Consider the following 18,602-nt stretch of genomic DNA (forward strand, 5'->3'; position numbering starts at 1 on the left):
ATGCAAAAGAACGACTTGGCTGCGACCCTGGTAGCTCTCAACGAACGCGCTCAGGCCACCCGCGATAAGGAGATCAGGCTCAACGCCACTCTGGAAAGCACCCAGGCACAGCTAGCAGCGCTCGAAGACGAGATGATGAAGAAGTACGGGACTTCCGACCTGGCCACGCTGCGCCAGATGTTCGAGAAGGCCCGAGACGAAGACTCCCGCGCCATCCAGGACTTCGCGAACACCATCGAGATGCGCGAAAACCTGTTGAACAAGGTCGCTCAGGATCTCGAAGGCCAACGCAAGTAAGCAGGGGACACCCCATGATCAACACCAGGGAACTGGAGCAAAGCGTTCGCCAGACTGCGATGAAAGAGACGCAGATCGGTGAGCGCTATCGCATTGCCGAGGCCCGGCAACTGCAGCTGTGCCAAGAGATCGAAGACGTAGACGCCATGCTGTCGCGAAAGGACGATGTCCTGCGAGCGATCCACCAGGTGACCCTGTCCGCCCAGGCCCGTAACAAGGGGCTTTTCGAGGACATGCTGACCGACCTGGTCAACACCGTGATGCCAGGCAACGTCGACAAGATCGTCCTCACTTCGCGCATGCGCAACAACAAGGCCAACCTGGACTTCGACGCCATCGTCGGCGGCCGGCTGCGCAACATCGACAAAGACCTGGGCGGCTCCATCGCCAACCTGACGGCCATGGGCCTGCGCTTCATCGTGCTGGCGCGCCACCCGAACCGACGCGTGCTGTTCCTGGACGAGTCCGACTGCCACATCAACGAGGCCTACACCTCGGCTTTCGCCGCGTTCATGCAGTACCTGTCGCAGAAGATCGGCATCCAGGTGGTCTACGTTAGCCACTCAGACCCTCGCCACTTCGCGGGCCATGGCCGCGTCCTACAGCTCAACGTGGTCAACGGTAAGTCCGCATTCAAGACCATCGCGGAAGAGCCCGAGCCGGATGAGGAGTACGAAGCACCGGAGAGCGCGCTGCGCTACATCCGCCTGCAGAACTACGGCCCTCACGAGAACATCATGGTGGAGCTGTCCCCGCGCCTGACCATCATCACCGGGGACAACAACAAGGGTAAGAGCAAGTTCATCCAGGCCATGCTCGAGCTGTGCACCAACAGCGGGGAGGAAGGGCGTATCCGCGACGACATGCCGTACTTCGAGGTTGAGGTCGGCATCGAGGAGGGCATGAGCATCCTCTGGAAGTACGAGCGCAAGGGCAACAAGAAGACCTCCATGGTGCTTCGCGACGCCAATCTGACAGTGGTTGAAGAGTCTGACTCGGGCACTGGCGTGCCTGAGTGGCTGCACACCTACCTGAGCATGGCTCCGGTGGAAGGGCAGAACATCAACTTCCAGACCCAGAAGCAGCAGAACTTCATCCTGAACAACGAGATGTTCACCAGCGGCCAGCGCGCCATGCTCCTCCCTTTGGGGCGTGAATCGCGGGACGTGATGCGCATCAACCAGATGTTCAACGAGAAGGTGACCGAGGCCCGCTCCAAGCGTGTTTCCCTGGAAAAGGAGCTCAACGTCTACCAAAACCAGCTGGCGATCATGTCTCTGGTGGTTCAGAACCCCTATGACCCACTGCTGATGCAAAGGCAGTGCGCTGAGATTCTCGAGGCCCTGGGCACCCTGGAGAGCATGGAGGCAGACCTCAAACGCCTCGAAACCCTTCAGTCAAAGGTCACTATCCTCGACGAGGCTGACGGGAAGCTGTCCCGTGTACCTGCAAACACGGTCAAATTGATGGCCAGTGACGAGCTGGCCACCGGGATCAATCAGATCGAGGTGCTGACCCGGTGTATTGGTGGCCTCAAACAACTGGCGGAACTCCCAGCAATGCGTGATGCCCCGGTACTTCAGGTGGAATACCGGAACGAGATCGGACAGGCAGGCGCCAAGCTGAAGAAGCTACGCGAGATGGTGTCCGCGCTGGGCCAGCTGAGGGATCTGAAGCCCGCAGACGTACCCAAGATCACGGACACCTCAGAGCTCCAGGACAGCATTCAGCGCTTGGCGGCCAGCCATACCAGCCTTGAGAAGTCCCGGACGGAGCTCACTGCCTGCCAGGAAGAGATGAAAAGGATCGAGACCCAACGGGCTGAGTTGCATGAAGCCCTGGGCGGCGTCTGCCCAACCTGCAATGGCCCGTTGAAGGAGCATAGTCATGACTGAAGAAGTCGAAGTTGGCCCAACGGTGGTGCTGGCCAAGACCCGTGGACTGCTGGTGATCGGCGACCCCCTGCTCGGCGGCGGGCGGCGGATCGGCCGGGTTGATGATGTTTGGGGCTCGGCCCTGGATAAGCTCCGGCAGGCGATTTCCATCGCCATCGAGCGCAACCTGCAGCCCGTGATCGTTGCTGACCTGCTCCATGAGACCCGTGACATCGGGCAGCTAGTGCCCATCATCGAGATCTTCAAGGACAAGAAGCCCATCCTGGTTCCCAGGAATTGCCGCTGGGAAGAGCAGAACCAGGGCCATGTCGCCGCCATCCTGGAGAAGGCCAACCTGACCTACATCGCCGGCCGCGATGCAGACAGGTTCCAGCTAAACCATAGCTCCGGCGGCAAGGCGAAGAAAATGGAGGTGACCTGCCACACCTGCTGGGGTGGGGCAGAGCGCCTAGAGTTTGGCTCCCGTGCGTTCCTGCGCATCCCGGCAATGAACCTCACCATCGTGCACAGCAACTCTCTACCGCTGGTGGACTCCAGTGACGGCCAGACCCTTCTGGTAGCCGGCCGACTGCTGCGCCTGGGCCCAAGCGAGGAGAGCCAGAAGGTCTACGTCCATGAGGTAACGGCCGACGGAATAGAGGCAATTCCGCTCGAACTTACCCCAATTGTGTTCTCGGGCGTATCGAACTCTGCTGAAGCTGCGGTGAACCAGTTGCGCAACGCCTCTCTGTTCGTGGAGATGCTGCGCAAGTCCACCGAGGACATTGCTGAGGAGAGTGGTCGCGAAAGCCTGCTGGAGCTGATCGACGAGGTCTGCGACTCAAACAAGCACGACGACTACATCCGACAGCTGCTCCTGCAGCTTGCCAAAGACACGCTTGAGCAGGAAACCAGTCTGAACAGCTGAAAAGAAAAGGGCGCCGGAAGGCGCCCTTCTCAGTAACACCAGGTCTTCACGGGCGAGGCGCCGCGTCCCTTTCCAGACCAAGCAACTGAAGGATCGTTTTCACGATCTTTGCGACCATCTCCGCCAACTCTTGGGCAGTTTCCTTAAGATCGCGAGCCATCTCACCAATGTCGTTCTCGTGAGCAGCTGCGCTGTCGATCACCCCCTTAGATTGCAGGATCTCAGCTCTAGCTCTCTGAAGGGCATCGCCAAGCTCACGTGGATACTTGGTAGCAGAGAACTTGGAGACGCCCTTGATCGAGGCATTGAGCGACTTCAATGCATTACCGAAGGTTTCCCAGCGCTCCTTCTCCATATCGTCAGTGACAACGTGGCCTGGGCGGGCAGGGGCACCAAGGAATGATCTGCAGGTGGCCAGATTGTCTGTGGCAGCTTCGATCCCAGCAGTGAAGTCGCCCGGCTTCACACGCTTGGTGCTGAGAGAACCCAGCGCAGAGCCTGCAATGCTGGCAACGGCTCCCACGATGGCACCGAACCCTAGGTCGATAGCCATGCCACCACCTCCGCCTCCTCCAGGCGATCCATGGTGACGAGAATGTCTGTGTCCCCCACGCTCATGCTCACGTAGGTCATTCATCGCTTTCTTAGCGCGATCATTGAGCTCAGAGTTAGGGTCGATCTTCGCCTCTTTGGGCGTGCTCGGGCCACGTGGCTTGTTCGGCTGACCAAAGTTGATCCCTGGCTCATCCCCCTTCGCGGAAGTTGACGAACCTTGCCCTGGAGCGAATTTTTGGCTGGCACCCGGCGACTTGCCATGGGATTTGGCTCCAGGCCTGTTCTTGTAGCTCGAGTGTTTGCCGGCGCTGCCGTTGTGCTTTGGCCGACGGTCATCTCGCTCGTTTTTCTGCTCCTGATCTTCAGCATCTCTCTCCGACTGAGACATGTCCTCTCGCCAGCGTTTACGCTGAGGAGGCTCGCTGCTCAGTTCGGCGGACTCATAGCTGGAGTAGTCCTGAGGGTCACCCTCGATGTGCGGAGGAGGGGCGTCGTCCGTAGAGCCCTGAGCATCAGATCCAGGACTGCGGTTATCGTGCGGCGCTGAATAGCCATCTTCGATTGCGCTGGCGACATCTGGCGGATAGCCATAATCCTCGTAGGCATCGAGGGGAATCTCGTCCATAGGGGGCAGAGCGCCCTCAGGTGCGCCTGAGGCGATATTGTCCATCGCCTCGCCCTGCGGGCCCAGTTCGGGTGATTCGACGCTGGAAGGTGCCTCCTGGGGCGTTTGTGGAGGTTGCTCGGGAGCTGTCGCCGGCTTATTGCCACGCTGGTTCCTTTCACGGCGCCTTTTGGCTCGTTCCTCCATGTCACGGTTGAACTTGCCGTTCTTGTCAGCAAGAGCTTGGATAGCATCCAGATCCTTTAGATCGAACTGCTCCACAACATAGCCGTTGAGCACCAGGTCGTACTTACCCTGGGCCGTGCTCGAAGGCTGGATTCGGTGAGGAGCGTCCAGCAGCTGCAGCAAGCCGTCATCCAGTTCGGCCTTCACCGCCAAAACGAAGCGCGCTGGGATGTCTTCACGAGAGAACTTGGCCATCTCGCCACGGTTCTGCTGGCTCAGCGTGTAGTCACGCATGATCCAGTCGGCAATGAAGTAAGCCCGGTTCCGCATCGTCGTGTGATTGTAAGGGACGTACTGATCCGAACCCTTCGGCCGGCCCTGGTCAGCCAAAGCCTTGTCGTATTTCTCCTCGAACATCACGCGGTTGCCCAACAGATCCATGAAACTCTCATCCCACTTCATGTCGAACTGGGGGTTCAGGACGGGATAGGCGGCCGGATCTTTCGGGGCGTACTTCTCTGCGGCCGCAGCGTAGGCGGCCTTCAGCTCATCTCGCAGGCGCGCCTCTTCGGCCTTGTTGGCCTGGAACTCAGGGAAATGAGCCTCCACATCAGCCTGGGTAACGTCGTTTCTGTCCTTCCCCTGGGAGTCAAAAGCCTCAAGAACCTCAACCGTCTTGGCTTGGCGTTCAGCGACAAGCTTAGCAATCTGCTCCTGGTGAGCAGGGATGTCCTCGGGCTGCGCCATAAGCTGCCCGATCAGATCACGAGTCTTTTCCTCGTGTTTGAAGCCAACCCAGTGCTTGGGGTTGATGAACATCGGGAGCTCTTTGACCTTCTGCACCACCTGGAAGTGGGTGCCTTGCTCAAGGTCATAAACCCCTGTAACCCCGGTAAAGGCCAGGAATTCCTTGAGCTTGAGCAGGTCGATACCCTCGTCGCTGCTCTGCATGTGGTGCAGGTATTGCCCCATCTGAGAGACGAGGTGGTCGGGGACTCCGGAGCAGCGAAGCGCATCGCGCACGGCCGAAACGCTGATTTCCAGCGGGTCGCGACCTCCAGTGTCCTCTACCTCGGTGTGGTACTCGCCGGACTCGTAGTCGAAGAATTTAACAACCCTGGTGTCTTGCTGCGCGATGAACTCGCGCATGAAGGCGTCGACGTAGGGGCTGCCCTTTAGCAAGTCGTGGAAGTAGTAGGGCACGCCGAGGTCGTAGGACTTCGGCAGCGTCCAGGATTTTTCTGGGGATTGCTGGCTCATGGGCTCTCCTTTCATAACCTATTGTTCGGCCGGAGAGCCGGCCGGGGCAATCAATGTTGCAGCTGGTCGAGACGGACTGTGGCCTTCTGAACAAGCATTTGCTCAATGAGAAGGGTCGACTTAAGCCTCTCAATCGCAAGCTGCATGTCCACACCGGCCATGAGCAGGTCATCCCTGGCGTTCTCAGCGGGGGAGGTCGCAGAGTTCAAAGCCACTTTGTGGATGAACGACTCACCATCGGTAGAAGGACTGCCGTCCTCATCCAAGTACATCTCCGCTGGTAGGGTCTGAAGCATCAGTTTGGAGGGTTGCCCATCCGCAACGGCGGTTCTTAGCGCAATCTGACGCCCCACCATCGCTGTGACCAAACCCCTGGCATTCTTCTTCCTGAGCTCAGAGACAATTTCAGCCTCCGTCGTGGGATCGTTCTTGCTCAAGTTGATGTACGGGCGATAGGTTATCAGCGCCTGGTTTACCGCCATCTGCAACTCTTCGGTGCTGTAGATGGGGGAGGCATTCTGCGAGAGGAACAGCAAGGATGCATCATCGGCCAGAGGTTGCTTTCCAGCATCTTCCCAGGCCTTGTGCTGGTCGTATGCGGCCAACATCCTTTCGTTGTATGTGTCGATCAGCTTCTCAGCCTCAGTTTTCTCCCTTTTTCCGCCGGCAGGAGCAGACGAACCGTCATCAGCTGCCTGCAGCCCTACAGACGAGAGCTGGCCGTCGAGCCGGCTCTTGATCTTCAAGTACATGTCGGAGATGCCCGTAGGAGCGACCTGGATAGCGTCGTTCACTGCGGTGCCGATAACATCGTCGTTACAGAGCTGATCTGAAAGCGCCTGCTGCACGTACACCTTCTCGCATGCATCCTGCACCGGGCGCTGCCGGCTCTGCTGCTCCAGGCCTGTAACCTCCTGGAGAACGCCGTTCAGTCGCGCGACGGTGTTAGCGGCACCGTTATTGATGGTGTCGATGCTGGAGTCGAAGTATTGCTTCTTGGCGTCCAACATCTCCTGAATGTAGAGGTTCTCTTTCATCCACTCCATGCTGCGCTTGATGTCGCTTGTGACTGCCTGCTTCAGCTTTTCGAAGTCCGAGACCAGGAGGATGTAAGCGTTGGCCATAGGCACAGCACCCAGCGCAACCACCAGGGCCAATGCAGATAGCGCATGCTTCCTTTTCATCGATAATCCTCCGGTTTCCCATCATTCTTCGCCGCGATCATCGCGTCAGAGATGCCCCAGACCCATGACATGTGCCGGCGTGCACGCGGCAGGATCTCTTTCAAGTCCGGCTCAATGTCGATCAGCGGGTCTTCGAGGGTATCCAGCCTGTCCTTGAAAGAGCGCTCGAAGAGCGAAAACTCCATCGTCGGGTGCTTGATCGTGTACTCCTCGCGCTGTGCGACGCTCATCGCCGAAAGATCGTCGATCAACCGCTCACCGGCCTCAGACCAACTCTCTCCCATCAGCTTGTCCAGGCCCTTGAGGTACGCCGACCTCCAACGAAGTGTCTCCACCTGGCCCAACTTGGGCACCTTCGCGTTATCGGCGTAGGCCTTAGCCATGGTGCGCATACGTACCAGCAAGTCTTCAAGGGCTTTCCCCGAGTACCCCATGTCGAGCTCAGCAATGACGCTCTCCAGCAGGGGGAGGGGCATCTGGGGATCATGCTCGAGGTAATCCAGCTCTGGGAGCTGCTCACAGAGGGCTTCAACGTAGGCCCTGGAGGCCAGCTGTAGGGTCGGATTGAGCAGGCTCTTGAACAGCAGTTCCTTGTCAGTGATGTCGACCTGGCGCGACCAGGTGAACGCTACCTCTTTGGAAAGGGCCAGGGCGGCCTTCTGAAGGGCCTGGACGACCTCATGAGGCATCCACACACCCCAGAGGCCATCGAGATCCTGGAAGGCCGTCAGGGCGCCGTTGTAGAGCTCCAGTTTGACCGTGAGCATCGAGTCGCTGGTGGCTTCCTCCAGGCGGTACTCGTTGAACTCTTCGGTCTCGAGCAACCATTGCTTGGAAACCTCGACCACACCCTCGAGCTGAGCGAAGCTGGCGCGGTCGTACATCTTGGAGAGGTTGCCACCCACCAGACGCCGCCACAGGCGCGCCATAACGTCAGCATTCGGGGCGCCGTTGACGTCCAGGACGAGGTCGATCAGCGTAAGGTGGTCTTTGCACATGACCGAGACTTTCGCCTTCAGCTCTTCCTTGGACAGGCCAGGGTTGTTCGAAATGACGTTGAGGTAGATACCGACGGCCTCGCGCAGGGCCTGTACATAGGCCTGCAGGGCCTTGTAGAAGACGAAGGACTTTGGCTGGCTCGACGTTGTCGGTGGTTTCTTTGCTGGCGCCACAGGCGGAGAAGGGGCCTTGGGCGGCGCAGAGGTGGAGCGAGGTGCGTAGTGGTTCGGCGGAGTGCCCGGTGGATTCGGGTTCTTACGCATGGCCGGCGGCGTAGCGTCATCAAGCCAGGCGCGATGGCGCGCGGACATCTCCTGGATGTCATTGCCAAGCTCGAAGTCTTCATCGTCCTCTTCCAGGAGATCCTTCAACGACCGGCCGGTGCCGGCGTGGCCTTTTACTTCAGACATGAATCGGGATCTCCGTTAGAAGCCTTGAGAGTATTCGTCGTCGCGCGCCGTGCGAGGCTGCTGAAGCAGCTCCTCGGCAGCTCGGCGGGCTTTGTTAAGCGCATTGATGATGTCTTCTTCAGTGGCCCAGCCAAGAAGCTCGCTCAGCCCCAGATGACCTCCTGTGAGCAAAGGGAACCCACTTTCGTTTTCCCATTCTGGGGTGGTTTTGAAGAGTGTATGAACTTTCCAATTTGGAGCTTTTTCTTTCAGCAGGGAGTTTTCGTGATCGATCTCGAAAACATCAGTAACGGCAACTTCCATAACGAGGCCTCTGAGGCCTTTTGTCAGAACTTCAAGATCACCCACTTTAGCTTCCAGCATCGATGCAATTACTGGATCTCGGCGCTGCTCATCGGAGAGGTGGCGGGCAAGGACGATCTCGATGCCTGAAACCCTGGAGTTATTCGCAACGTAAACCACGTCAGAGAACAGGCGGAAGCCGAATAGGCTGAGAGCCAGCTCCTCCGCGCGGTGCGCCAGGCGCGGAAGGGACACGTAAGGGTGCAATGCAGCTGATAGTGGCCAGGTATCTCCCTTGAGGGAGACCTCGAACTCGCCAAGTCCAAGACTTCCTAGAGTTTCTTCAAAAGAATTCTGGATGTCATAAACGTCTTTCAGCTTAAACGAATCTTCGTTATACATTTCACTGTGTCTTGTATTGTTATTTTCATGATTCTAGTATCGCACCATAATCATGACAATAAGCTCGAAATGAGACCACCAAAAGACGCACTGGACACTCAGTCTAACGAAGAGTCTGTTCTTCTAAGTCTGGGGCACGAAATCATCAACTTCCGCGAAGGCTTCGCAAAGCAATCGCTCAAGCACACATTCGTGCTGAGCCAGTACGGCAGCGGGATGTTTGGCCTGATGTCGAAGGACGGCCAGCTGTATCTGGGCATCCCGGAGCTCTTCTACGAGCGGTTCCAGAAGGCAAAGTGGAGGTATGCAGCCAGGGTCGCAAATGAGCCCGGCCTGTTCCTGGTGATCCGCTTCGTGCACGAAAACGGCGGCCACGACGCCGGCCTGCGCATCTTCTTCCGCTCCAAGCGCGTCAACGCCATCGACGAGAAGGTGACCGAGATCAGGGCTGTGCCGATGGACGAGAGCGGAATCACTCGCGCCAGGGACATGCTGGAGGGCTTCCCTCTCGATATCAAGCACCTGACCCGGTACGAGTGGGAGTTCGCTGACAAGGGCTTCTAGCCCGATTGCTGGCGCCCGGAAACGAGAAAGCCCCGCACTGCGGGGCTTTCACAATATATTTATTAAGGCTGCTTACTTCTGGTGCGGTTGCAGCAGGCTCAGAAGGTTGCCCATCGCCAAGAGAGCAGCCTGCAGACCCGCGTGGGCTTCGGTAGTGTATTTGACGATGTCCTGGAGGGCTGCGGCCTGGGCTTTGTTCTCTGCGACCAGCTCAGAAACACGCTCAGTAACGGCCTTCTCGACCAGCTTCTGCAGGTCAATGATGTAGCTCGGCAGTTCCGAGGTGGACTGGGCGGGCGCGGCCGGGGCAACCGGTTCTGGTGCAACTGCCGGGGCCTGTACGGCAGCAACCTGGACTTGCGGAGCGGCAGGGGTCTCAGCTGTCGGTTGCGGGGCTACAGGCGCGGCAACAACAGGCTCAGCAGGTGCCTGCGGTGCAGCCGGAGTAGCTGGCGCCGGAGTTTCCGGCTTAGCCGCAGCTGTAGCAGCAGGCTTGGTAGCCGCCGGCTTGGCCGCGCGGGGCTTGCGAGCTGGCTTGGCGAGCGAGTCGCGAAGCTCCGGGAACTGGGTGTAGGCGTCTTCAGCGAGGACGAAAATGGTGTCCTTGAAGATCTTTTCCCTCTCAACCAGGCCAGCGTCAGTCAGAACATCCAGAGTTCCCTGGACGGCGTCGCCAAACACAGCGATCAGGTCTGCCACTTTCTGCGGCTTCGACGTCAGAGCCTTCAACACATCGATCTGATCCGGTATCTGCACAACCGGGGTCTGATCTACTGTCGCGCCGGCCGCAGCGGCCTTGCCAGCGCGGGCTTTGGGAGCAGGCTGAGCCTTTGGCTTAGCGGCAGGTTTGGGCTTGGCAGCGGGCTTAGCCTTGGCGGCAGGTTTTTCAGCAGCTGGCGCTGTGAACATGTCTTGCTGGTTCTTGCCGGAGGCCTTCTGAGGCTTATCAGCAGCAGCGGAAGAGGCGCCGGAGGTGGAGGTGAAGACAGGAGGTACAACGGACTCGTCTACAGCCAGTTTGCCAGAGGAAACGAGAGAATTCAGGGACTTAATCGCAGCTGGTCGTGCGACCTTGAGCTTGCTGACTACGTCACCGAGAGATAGACGTGTCTTACTTTTAGTGAAGAGATCGAGGATCTCACTGTCCTTCACCGAGGCTTTCATTCGCTACCCTCCGAGGTATCTGTTGGATGCATGGTATGGACACACATCCTTGAAGCCAGTTCTACATGAATACTGTAGGCGCCAATTTAAGACGCTGTATTGATGCGGATTATATCTAGGGTTCTACCGTAAGCAACACCGGCTTGACAATTTGCCAATATTTTCACGCGTCAGATCGAGCTGAAGTCGAAAGTGTCCTGACGTTTCTCATGTGTATTTTCGCCGATAACGACCGTTTTGGAGCCGGCAGTTTCTGCTCCGCCGTTAAGCCTTTCGTTGTTTCCAAGAAGGCCCCATGCTTGTACCAAGCGCTGACCAATTGATAGGTCGTCGCCTAGCTCAACCACAGTCTTTTCAAGGGCTGCGGCAATATCTGTCTGGAGCAACTGCGGGAGAAGTGAGCCCACCTTTTTCATCATCAAACTGCCACGGCCGTTCACTGTGCCGTCAGCTTTTAGGTAGTGGCCGACGGTTTTTTGAGACAGCGAAAGCAGAGTCGAAGGTCGCCCAAGTCCCATAGCGACCATTCGCTCGATAACGACGTGCTCCGGAGACTTAACCCACGAGGAAACATCCCCCTGGATGGTCGGGGTGCGTGTGAATTCGTGTCGAAGAGGGTCTTGAACAAAGCCGTGCTCGTCCTTGTCGCGGACGAAGGTGAGACCTGAGTACCAGGAGCCGAGTGTAGTGCGCCATTTTTGGCTAACTGGATCTGCAGCAAGCTTCCCGAACTCACGCGTGTACACCTCGGCCGGAGCGCCGATCTGCAGGCTATGGCGTGCGATGGTGCGCAGCACTGCCTCATCAACCGAGAGGTGACTGTCGGGTATGGAGTCGGCAGCCCATTCATGCCCAACGGGCAGCAAGGCCTCGTGTGCGTCGTAGGAGCGCTCCAGGCGCTCTGCCTGGCGTTGCTCTAGCAAAACAGGGTCAAAGGCCGTGCCGGCGCTTCCAGAGGCCCTCTCGATCCATTTGCGGGCAACAACACCCATGGTGCGACTGTCAGTACGGGGATAGCTCAGGCGCCCGCGCTCGTAGTTTCGCTGGATGCTGGCCTGAACTTCGCCTGGCGCACGATCAAGGGAGCGCACGCACAGCAGAAGCGCCTCTGGCCCGGTGAGAGGCTTGTGCACATGTTCGACCTCTTCGACGGAGTCGACCTGGAGCGTAGGAGGCTGCAGAGCATGCAGAGCCGTCGTAACGAGGTTGACGTCCTTCGACCGGGTAGAGTTAAGCCGGACAACAGCGTTCCAGCCTCCAGGAAGCCGCTTGCGCACCACAGCGACTTCAGCCGGCTGATGCTTGAGGCTCGCAACCAGCGGAGACACCACCCGACCAACACTCATCCGCCACGGGTCAGTGTCGTCGTGAAGGCAATAACCGAGAATGCGGTCGAGAATCCGCTTCGCTTTGGCGGCCCTCACCGCATTTTCATTGATATTCGACGCCTTGTCGTAGGACAGCCGGATGTCTTCCCCAGTGAATGCCCTTACGTGCACACGTAGCGCAGCAGAAGGCTGGCTGGCGCTGTCACCTCTGACCGCCGAGTAGATTGCATGCACTTGAGAGGCGATGAGTTCGCCCTCGAGGTCGGAGTCCGTGGCGATTACCAGTTCGTCCACCGGGCGGAGCAGGGTGGCCAGTTTGGCGATTTGCTGTTTGCGCTTGGGTTCCCAGGTGATCTCGCCATGGTCACCTGGGTCTGAGATGACCCTGAGGTCGAAACCGAGCTTGTCGGAGGGGAGGTCGAACAGGCGGCCGTAGGTGGCCACGATCTTGTCGCGGTAGAAACCAGCTTCATCGAGGGCCTTACGAAAGGCGTCTTTCTTGCCAGGCGCCTCGATGACCCAAGCTCGTGTCCGCGACTGTTCCATTACACCATCCGATCAGTTCACGATCACGCCGCCACCGGATGCGCCCATAACCGACTTGCTGATGGCGCCGATTTCTTCCGGAGTCATGCCAGTGTTCTGAGAGACCGCATCGTACTTCTCACTGATCGCACCGGTAGCTGCGTTGGCTTTCTCCTGCATAGCGCTGTTGATCTTGTTGACCGTATCGCCAGTGACCATCTTGGCCATGCCGCAGAGGTTGAAGCCGTCGGCGCCACCGCCAAAGTCAGGTAGCCCCGGCATTTGTAGACCCAGGCCGCAATCTCCTCCGTCCTTGCTGGTGTAGACGTAGGGGTTGTCGTCCAGGTTCGCGGTCTTGGAGATGTTCACGCAACCGTTGATGCCCGGAAGCGTGCCGAACACCTTAGCGAACCTGTCTTTGAGGCTCTGACAGCTACCGGCGCTGGCGGGCGTAGCAATGAATAGAGCTGCTGACATGGCCGCCATAACAAGGAACGAGCTTTTAGCAAATTTCATGGCATTTCCTCTTAACGTGTTTTCAGCGGCCAATTCGAAGCAAGGCCCATCGCTGAGCGAACCTGCATAGCAGCAGAAATTCGCCGAACCATGGCTACTGACATCTCATAGTGTTCATGTTCAGGCTGGTTATTTGCAATGTCCAGCGCCTCAAGATAGCAAAGAGTTCCCCAGCCAATACTTTGATTCTCTGTTAGATGATTAAGCCAATATATGGCAAATACACCTTGCATCAAGGGCATGCTGGTCAGAAGTGGTATCAAGCTAACCAGCACCTCCTGGATGTTCTGCGTGAGCGGTATGCTCACAACCTCAGGTAGAGCGCGGGCTAGACGGGTGAAGAGAGCAGGGTTCTCCTCGTAGTGGTGCGTCCAGCGCTCACGGGCCTGAAGTTGCTCGAAGACTCTCCTGGTATCCGGCGACATAGCGCCCCAGAAGGCGTCCTGCGCCTCCGGTGAGAAGATCATCTCATCGTTAGAAGTACTCAACTAGAGCCCCTTGAACTTGGTTTTCAGTTAATTGACTGAGAAATTACCACAACGTATTATCAGAATAAACATTATAGGTTGGTGATATATGAGTTCTATACCGATGTTTGCCAATCCTGCCAAGCCAATCGATATCTTTATGGCAATCAAAGTTGCCAACAAAGATGCCAGTTACAAGTCTGCTTCTGCAAAGAAAAAGGAGCTCTGGCGCTGCATTAACGGCCTAAATGCGTACTTCACAACGCACTGCCGTGGCCAAACCAGGGAAAACTCGATGTCGCGCCAGGCGCTCATCCGCGAGCTCAACGGCTAAGAGACGGGATATGAAAACAACAACAAGAACCCGCATCAGCAAATTCATCTCAGGCGTCGGCCTGACGGGCTGTCTGTACGCCATCACGATGCCGATGACGACGAGCGTCCAGGCCGGCTTGCCGACCACCGACCCCAGCAACCTCTATCAAGCCATTGTCGCGGATATCAAGCGCGGCATGGAGTGGGCCCAGCAAGAGGTGTTGATGCAGACCGGCATCGACCTGGAAGGTCTCTACGCGCAAATGAACGTCGACACGATCAACAACGGCTTCGCGAATATGATCGCGAGGATGAGTCGTGGCGACCAGGAAGTGCAGAACATCGAGCAGATGGAGCGCTCGCAGCCAGCCCAGGACGCCTGCGACACCGTCATGTTGGCCCAGGGCATGAACAACAGCATCTGCGAAGCCATCGACTCGATCTTCAGCAGCTCGAATGCACGTGCGGTGGCCAATGGCATCAGCAGTGGTGCTGGCGCTCCCGTACCAGATGGAAAGGGTGGTTACACGCTCGATCCGAGCAGGACTGCAACCACCACCGAAATTATCGAATACAACAAGTCGCAGGCCTCGACAACGCTATCTTCATGCGAAGACCTGGGAGGAGATTGCGAGAATCCCTCGCTACTCGTAGCACCTCCAGGCCCGCTTGATGACAAGCAGTACAAGGCCGCAGTGATTCAGAACGAGATCGCTGGCGGTGTGTTCGCCAAGAACAGCAGCCTTCCCCCTGAAACCTCGCGCACCTCGGCCGCCTTCAAAAAGGCGCGCCTGGATGACATGAGGTACACCAACCTGCGCGAGGCACTCCGTGTTTCACGCGACAACCTGCTGGTTCTGCAGCAAGGAACTCTCGACGAGTCCGGGAAGCGCATGCCCGGCCAGGTAAACCAGCTCGACCAATACATGGCGGAGCGAATGGGGTCGGAAAACTGGCTATGCGAGGTTACCAATAGCTGCACCAACGGCGCTAAGTACGTACCCCCGGCCGAACTGGAGAAACGGAAGATCCAGATGCAAGCCGTGCAGCTGCACATCGCGATGGAGCAGTACAAGTCCTCTCTTCGTATCGAACGCCTGATGACCGATCTGACTGGTCTTGAGCTCGACAATGCCGAGGGCCGCACGAAGTGATCAATCGCAATTGGTTGGTAACTGTCGCCCTCTCGCTGTCCGGCTTTGCCGGCACAGCCCTCGCTGCTGATGGTAGCGGGGTGGACGTCGCTGCGAACTTCTCGACCCTATTCGACTTTTCGGCCTTGGTCGCTGCGGTGATTGGCGTCTTCCTGATTGGGAGCGGGATCTACGGGTTCTACACCTGGGCCAAGGGTGACGGACGAGACAAAAGCATAGGGCAACTGATCTTCCAGCTCATTTCCGGGACGCTTCTGATCAGCATCGGCTGGGCCTATGGCTTGCTCAAAGGCAGCTTCATTGGTGACAACAACAATGGCGTCACCATCGAGGGTGGCCAGTACAACCTGGCCCTCGATCAGGCGGCAATCAACGCCGCAAGTCAGATCAGCGGCACCGGCTTCGGGAGATTCATGCCGGCAAGCACCTTCAAAACAATTCTGGCTTTCGTCTTCTTCTTCGGCTTCGTAGCGCTGATTAGCGGCATTTTCGGATTAAAGGAAATGGGGAATGCCCACAACCGATCTCAGCATCCGCTGTTGAGCCCGATTGTGAAGATCACTGGCGGAGTCATCTGCATGAACATCACCTGGTTTGGCTGCATTGTTTCGTCGCTTATCGGCGTCTCCATGCTCTGCATAGAGTAAAGAAAATGGGCTTTATCAAAATCCTGAGCGATGGCTTTTCTGATGTGTTCAGAGCGCGCCTCAACTGGCGTGGGATGTTCGAGACGGTTCGTGGACTGAAGGAATCGAAGGAGACCAAGGCCAGGGTCAGCAATGAACCCTTGGCTCGTGATGAGTTTCTTCGCCGATACAACCGTATGCGCGCGGTTTCGATTGCTGCACTCGTGGCGTTTGTGAGCATCCTGGTAATGCTGATGTTCTGCACGAGTGTGCTCGAACTGGTGTTCAAGCTGATCTCTTGTGTGTACTTCGGGCTGATCTACTTCCGCTACGCCATGCAGATGTGGCTGTGTCGAGAAGCTTGGGACAGCCAGGCGGCCATGAACACGGAAGTCAAATCGACCGTCAGCGATTTCCTGAATAGGGCGGGGGTGCAACCTCGTGAGCTCCTGCCCTTGAAGCTGTCGGCCAATGGGGGGCCCTCCAAGTGAAAATTAAGGCGCTGCTTAAGTCTGCAGCCTTCGTACTTCTGGCGGTTTTCCTCCAGAACGCGAATGCTGATGGCGCTATGACTGAGGCCGAGGCCAGTGAGTACATCTCGACCATCACGTCAATGAAGTACGACTCGACGGATCTGGCCGACGTGGCACTTGCCAATCTCTTCGGCGGGTTCGTCTTCGAGCCATTCGGCGGGGGCCCATCGAACCCTCCCACAGCACTTGCTATCGTTCTTGGCTACTCGAACATCCTCGCGATGATCCTGGGCGTGGTGATTGTTTCCTACGTGATGTTCGCAGGGGCACTCAACACAGCAGCCTCTGGCGAGGTGCTCGGCAAGCAATGGTCAAGCGTCTGGCTCCCTCTACGCGTGACAGTTGCGTTCGGGATGATCATGCCGGCCGGCGGGGAGGGTAAGCTCTTCTCAGTAGCCCAGTATCTCGTGATGTCGCTAATCATCATCGGGAGCAACTCTGCTACCTGGTTGTGGCAGAAGGGTGCTGATGCACTCAAAACAGGTTCGCCCGTAATGGCATCCTCTGCGGTCTATTCGTCAACCGACTACCAGCAGTTTGCCAACTTGATCTACTGCGCCTCCATCGTCGACAAGCTGAAAACGGAGAAAGACGAAGAGGAACCGGAAGAGATCACTGTGAAGTACAGGCCCGGCACAGACGACAAGCACATGACTTACGCTGCTCTGTCTGGCCTTAGCCTGACCAACGTGAGCAGCATCGACTTCGGGAAATGTGGATCGATCTCGATCCCAACAGCCACAACTGCGCTGGACAACACCACTCTCGAGAACCAGGCCAATGAGAATGCCAGCGGCTTGGTGCAATGGGGCCAGGATGCGTTCTATGGCAAAAAGCAGAGCTGGGAAGAGAAAATCCAGAAGAACTTCAACACCTCGGTTGCCCCGAACCTCAAGCCTGTGATCGATGCCTCGATCAACTTCGCAAAGGTCGTGAAAGATTCCAAGCTGAACCTAAAGTCGTACAGCGCGCTGATGGCTGAAGGTAAGACAGAAGCAACCGGCATTGAAACGAAACTGATCCAGATCTCTGCCGCATACCTGGCGGTAGGAGCTGCCTACGATACCTACATCGCTAACGTACAAGGCGCCACCATCAATGCCGATGTCCAGAGCGATTGGGCGGCAAGCATGACCACTGGTGGTTGGGCGAGGGCTGGCGCCTGGTTCTTCGAGGCGTCGAGGCTTCAGGGTTACGCACAAAACCTGATGACGAACCTGAGCACTGTCGCGACGTATAAGGCACCCACAAGCGTCGATTCGTCATGCAGCTTCCTTCAGTACTTCGGCTCCTCCTGCAAGCAGATCAACGAAGACCTGGCCTCCTGGCTCGGCATGCTTACGATGATCCAGGAGAAGAGTTCGATCTACGCAGGCAACAGCGGCTCGAACAGCTCTGAAGCGATCAAGCTCAATGGTCTCGACCCTGATGGAAAGATCGACGCCAAGTTCACTGAGCATTTCTCGGTTGCAGTGGCTCAGATGGTGTTGAACACGTTGATGAGCTGGGGCTCCGACGATGCTAAAGGGCTTGCTGGCCAATCAGGAAACACCCAGAAGATGACGATGGACGTGTCTGGGATGATTTCTCCGTTCACGGCAGTTTCGTCTCTGGGAAGGGGCCTTCAACAGATTTCGGTGACCACCTGGTCGATTGGCCTCGCTGCAGCAGCGATCCTTGGCCTGAATGACAACATCGTCTCCAACGCAGTTGCCGGCGTGGTTTCTGCCGGAGCTGCAGGGCCCATTGCTGGTGTCATCAAGTACATCATGGCGACTATGTCCCCGGTGTTGATGGGCGTGTCCGGACTTTCGTTCATGCTCGCCTTCGCGATTCCGTTCATGCCCGTGACTATCTGGATCATGCAGGTCTGCGGCTACTTCGTGACAGTGATTGAGGCTGTAGCTTCGGCGCCCTTGGCTGTAGTCATGCTGGCGACCCCGGAAGGGGACGGCATGACGGGGCGCAATTTCAACGTGGCGCTACAGATGATCAACGCAATTGTCCTGAAGCCCTCGCTGTCAATCATTGGGCTTTTCGCTGCCATGACCCTTTCTTACATCGGCTTCATGGTGATGAACAGTTTGTTCTGGTCTGTAGCCTCGATGACCACCGCGATGAGCATCTTCGAGATCATGGCGCTGATCTTCATCTACGCAACAACTGCCTACAAGATGTGCACCTATATGGTGCAGATCATTCACGACATCCCGAACCACATTCTCGAGTGGATGGGTGGCGGCAGGGGCAGGTCGTTCGGCGAGAAAGAGTCGGCACAGGGTATGTCCGAAGCTCTCAGCAGGAACGCAGCAGCAGGCGGTTTGGCACTCGGGGCAGCAGGCATGTCCCTTGGCCAAGCAGCGAAGGATCGCGCTGTCCGAACCTCCGAACCCAAGAAACCACGCGACGTCCCGGAGATCGGATAACGG

At 57.4% G+C, this 18,602-nt stretch carries 17 protein-coding genes; 9 read left to right on the forward strand and 8 right to left on the reverse strand.

Features of this window, described 5'->3' with window-relative positions:
* Genes HNP46_RS01010 through HNP46_RS01020 form a run of 3 tightly spaced genes read left to right on the forward strand, consistent with a single transcriptional unit; the run spans position 1 to position 3,099 of the window.
* Positions 1–297, forward strand: a complete 297-nt coding sequence (locus tag HNP46_RS01010; RefSeq protein ID WP_184585644.1) for a hypothetical protein — start codon at positions 1–3, stop codon at positions 295–297.
* Between the two features lie 14 nt (positions 298–311).
* A complete protein-coding gene (locus HNP46_RS01015) occupies positions 312–2,192 on the forward strand; it encodes an AAA family ATPase (RefSeq protein WP_184585645.1) in 1,881 nt (626 codons plus the stop codon).
* Positions 2,185–3,099 (forward strand): hypothetical protein, encoded by a 915-nt coding sequence (locus tag HNP46_RS01020; RefSeq protein ID WP_184585646.1) that lies wholly within the window; start codon positions 2,185–2,187, stop codon positions 3,097–3,099. Before HNP46_RS01015 ends, HNP46_RS01020 begins: the two co-directional genes overlap by 8 nt.
* Positions 3,100–3,145: 46 nt before the next feature.
* Here the strand turns inward: HNP46_RS01020 and HNP46_RS01025 are convergent, their stop codons facing one another.
* From HNP46_RS01025 to HNP46_RS01040, 4 genes are read right to left on the reverse strand one after another with little or no spacing between them, the layout of a single operon-like run.
* Complete coding sequence (locus tag HNP46_RS01025) at positions 3,146–5,704, reverse strand: hypothetical protein (RefSeq protein WP_184585647.1); 2,559 nt, start codon at positions 5,702–5,704, stop codon at positions 3,146–3,148.
* Between the two features lie 50 nt (positions 5,705–5,754).
* A complete protein-coding gene (locus HNP46_RS01030; RefSeq protein WP_184585648.1) occupies positions 5,755–6,888 on the reverse strand; it encodes a hypothetical protein in 1,134 nt (377 codons plus the stop codon).
* Positions 6,885–8,297, reverse strand: a complete 1,413-nt coding sequence (locus HNP46_RS01035; protein ID WP_184585649.1) for a hypothetical protein — start codon at positions 8,295–8,297, stop codon at positions 6,885–6,887. Before HNP46_RS01035 ends, HNP46_RS01030 begins: the two co-directional genes overlap by 4 nt.
* A gap of 15 nt (positions 8,298–8,312) precedes the next feature.
* The gene (locus HNP46_RS01040) at positions 8,313–8,981 is read right to left on the reverse strand and encodes a hypothetical protein (protein WP_184585650.1); all 669 of its coding nucleotides are present in this window, start codon (positions 8,979–8,981) and stop codon (positions 8,313–8,315) included.
* Positions 8,982–9,008: 27 nt separating this feature from the next.
* On the opposite strand from HNP46_RS01040, the gene HNP46_RS01045 reads away from it, so the two are divergent.
* Positions 9,009–9,545 carry a hypothetical protein gene (locus tag HNP46_RS01045; protein WP_260403055.1) on the forward strand — a complete coding sequence of 179 codons (537 nt, stop codon included), beginning with the start codon at positions 9,009–9,011 and terminating at the stop codon, positions 9,543–9,545.
* A gap of 72 nt (positions 9,546–9,617) precedes the next feature.
* Here the strand turns inward: HNP46_RS01045 and HNP46_RS01050 are convergent, their stop codons facing one another.
* From HNP46_RS01050 to HNP46_RS01065, 4 genes are all read right to left on the reverse strand, one after another.
* On the reverse strand, positions 9,618–10,709 hold the full coding sequence (locus tag HNP46_RS01050) for a hypothetical protein (RefSeq protein WP_184585651.1): 1,092 nt from the start codon (positions 10,707–10,709) through the stop codon (positions 9,618–9,620).
* Between the two features lie 170 nt (positions 10,710–10,879).
* Positions 10,880–12,583: a DNA topoisomerase gene (locus HNP46_RS01055; RefSeq protein ID WP_184585652.1), complete on the reverse strand. Its 1,704-nt coding sequence runs from the start codon at positions 12,581–12,583 to the stop codon at positions 10,880–10,882.
* Between the two features lie 12 nt (positions 12,584–12,595).
* Positions 12,596–13,078 (reverse strand): hypothetical protein, encoded by a 483-nt coding sequence (locus HNP46_RS01060; protein WP_184585653.1) that lies wholly within the window; start codon positions 13,076–13,078, stop codon positions 12,596–12,598.
* 11 nt (positions 13,079–13,089) lie between these two features.
* The gene (locus HNP46_RS01065; RefSeq protein WP_184585654.1) at positions 13,090–13,566 is read right to left on the reverse strand and encodes a hypothetical protein; all 477 of its coding nucleotides are present in this window, start codon (positions 13,564–13,566) and stop codon (positions 13,090–13,092) included.
* 103 nt (positions 13,567–13,669) lie between these two features.
* Between HNP46_RS01065 and HNP46_RS01070 the strand changes: the two genes are divergently transcribed.
* Genes HNP46_RS01070 through HNP46_RS01090 form a run of 5 tightly spaced genes read left to right on the forward strand, consistent with a single transcriptional unit; the run spans position 13,670 to position 18,599 of the window.
* Positions 13,670–13,879, forward strand: a complete 210-nt coding sequence (locus tag HNP46_RS01070) for a hypothetical protein (RefSeq protein ID WP_184585655.1) — start codon at positions 13,670–13,672, stop codon at positions 13,877–13,879.
* Positions 13,880–13,889: 10 nt separating this feature from the next.
* Positions 13,890–15,014, forward strand: a complete 1,125-nt coding sequence (locus HNP46_RS01075; protein WP_184585656.1) for a hypothetical protein — start codon at positions 13,890–13,892, stop codon at positions 15,012–15,014.
* Entirely contained in the window at positions 15,011–15,661 is a 651-nt protein-coding gene (locus tag HNP46_RS36020; RefSeq protein WP_184585657.1) for a DUF308 domain-containing protein, read from the forward strand. Before HNP46_RS01075 ends, HNP46_RS36020 begins: the two co-directional genes overlap by 4 nt.
* A 5-nt stretch (positions 15,662–15,666) precedes the next feature.
* Positions 15,667–16,131, forward strand: a complete 465-nt coding sequence (locus HNP46_RS01085; protein ID WP_184585658.1) for a hypothetical protein — start codon at positions 15,667–15,669, stop codon at positions 16,129–16,131.
* Positions 16,128–18,599, forward strand: coding sequence for a DotA/TraY family protein (locus HNP46_RS01090; RefSeq protein WP_184585659.1), 2,472 nt, complete (start codon positions 16,128–16,130; stop codon positions 18,597–18,599). The genes HNP46_RS01085 and HNP46_RS01090 overlap by 4 nt, the downstream gene beginning before the upstream one ends.
* The last annotated feature ends 3 nt before the right edge of the window (positions 18,600–18,602 follow it).

The sequence above is a fragment of the Pseudomonas nitroreducens genome (genome assembly GCF_014204515.1).
GTDB classification, from domain to species: Bacteria; Pseudomonadota; Gammaproteobacteria; order Pseudomonadales; family Pseudomonadaceae; genus Pseudomonas; species Pseudomonas nitritireducens_A.

Excerpts from the sequence above, each read along its gene's own strand:
- HNP46_RS01010 (WP_184585644.1), top strand. The coding sequence starts at position 1 with ATGCAAAAGAACGACTTGGCTGCGACCCTGGTAGCTCTCAACGAACGC.
- HNP46_RS01015 (WP_184585645.1), top strand. The coding sequence starts at position 312 with ATGATCAACACCAGGGAACTGGAGCAAAGCGTTCGCCAGACTGCGATG.
- HNP46_RS01020 (WP_184585646.1), top strand. The coding sequence starts at position 2,185 with ATGACTGAAGAAGTCGAAGTTGGCCCAACGGTGGTGCTGGCCAAGACC.
- HNP46_RS01025 (WP_184585647.1), bottom strand. The coding sequence starts at position 5,704 with ATGAGCCAGCAATCCCCAGAAAAATCCTGGACGCTGCCGAAGTCCTAC.
- HNP46_RS01030 (WP_184585648.1), bottom strand. The coding sequence starts at position 6,888 with ATGAAAAGGAAGCATGCGCTATCTGCATTGGCCCTGGTGGTTGCGCTG.
- HNP46_RS01035 (WP_184585649.1), bottom strand. The coding sequence starts at position 8,297 with ATGTCTGAAGTAAAAGGCCACGCCGGCACCGGCCGGTCGTTGAAGGAT.
- HNP46_RS01040 (WP_184585650.1), bottom strand. The coding sequence starts at position 8,981 with ATGTATAACGAAGATTCGTTTAAGCTGAAAGACGTTTATGACATCCAG.
- HNP46_RS01045 (WP_260403055.1), top strand. The coding sequence starts at position 9,009 with ATGATTCTAGTATCGCACCATAATCATGACAATAAGCTCGAAATGAGA.
- HNP46_RS01050 (WP_184585651.1), bottom strand. The coding sequence starts at position 10,709 with ATGAAAGCCTCGGTGAAGGACAGTGAGATCCTCGATCTCTTCACTAAA.
- HNP46_RS01055 (WP_184585652.1), bottom strand. The coding sequence starts at position 12,583 with ATGGAACAGTCGCGGACACGAGCTTGGGTCATCGAGGCGCCTGGCAAG.
- HNP46_RS01060 (WP_184585653.1), bottom strand. The coding sequence starts at position 13,078 with ATGAAATTTGCTAAAAGCTCGTTCCTTGTTATGGCGGCCATGTCAGCA.
- HNP46_RS01070 (WP_184585655.1), top strand. The coding sequence starts at position 13,670 with ATGTTTGCCAATCCTGCCAAGCCAATCGATATCTTTATGGCAATCAAA.
- HNP46_RS01075 (WP_184585656.1), top strand. The coding sequence starts at position 13,890 with ATGAAAACAACAACAAGAACCCGCATCAGCAAATTCATCTCAGGCGTC.
- HNP46_RS01085 (WP_184585658.1), top strand. The coding sequence starts at position 15,667 with ATGGGCTTTATCAAAATCCTGAGCGATGGCTTTTCTGATGTGTTCAGA.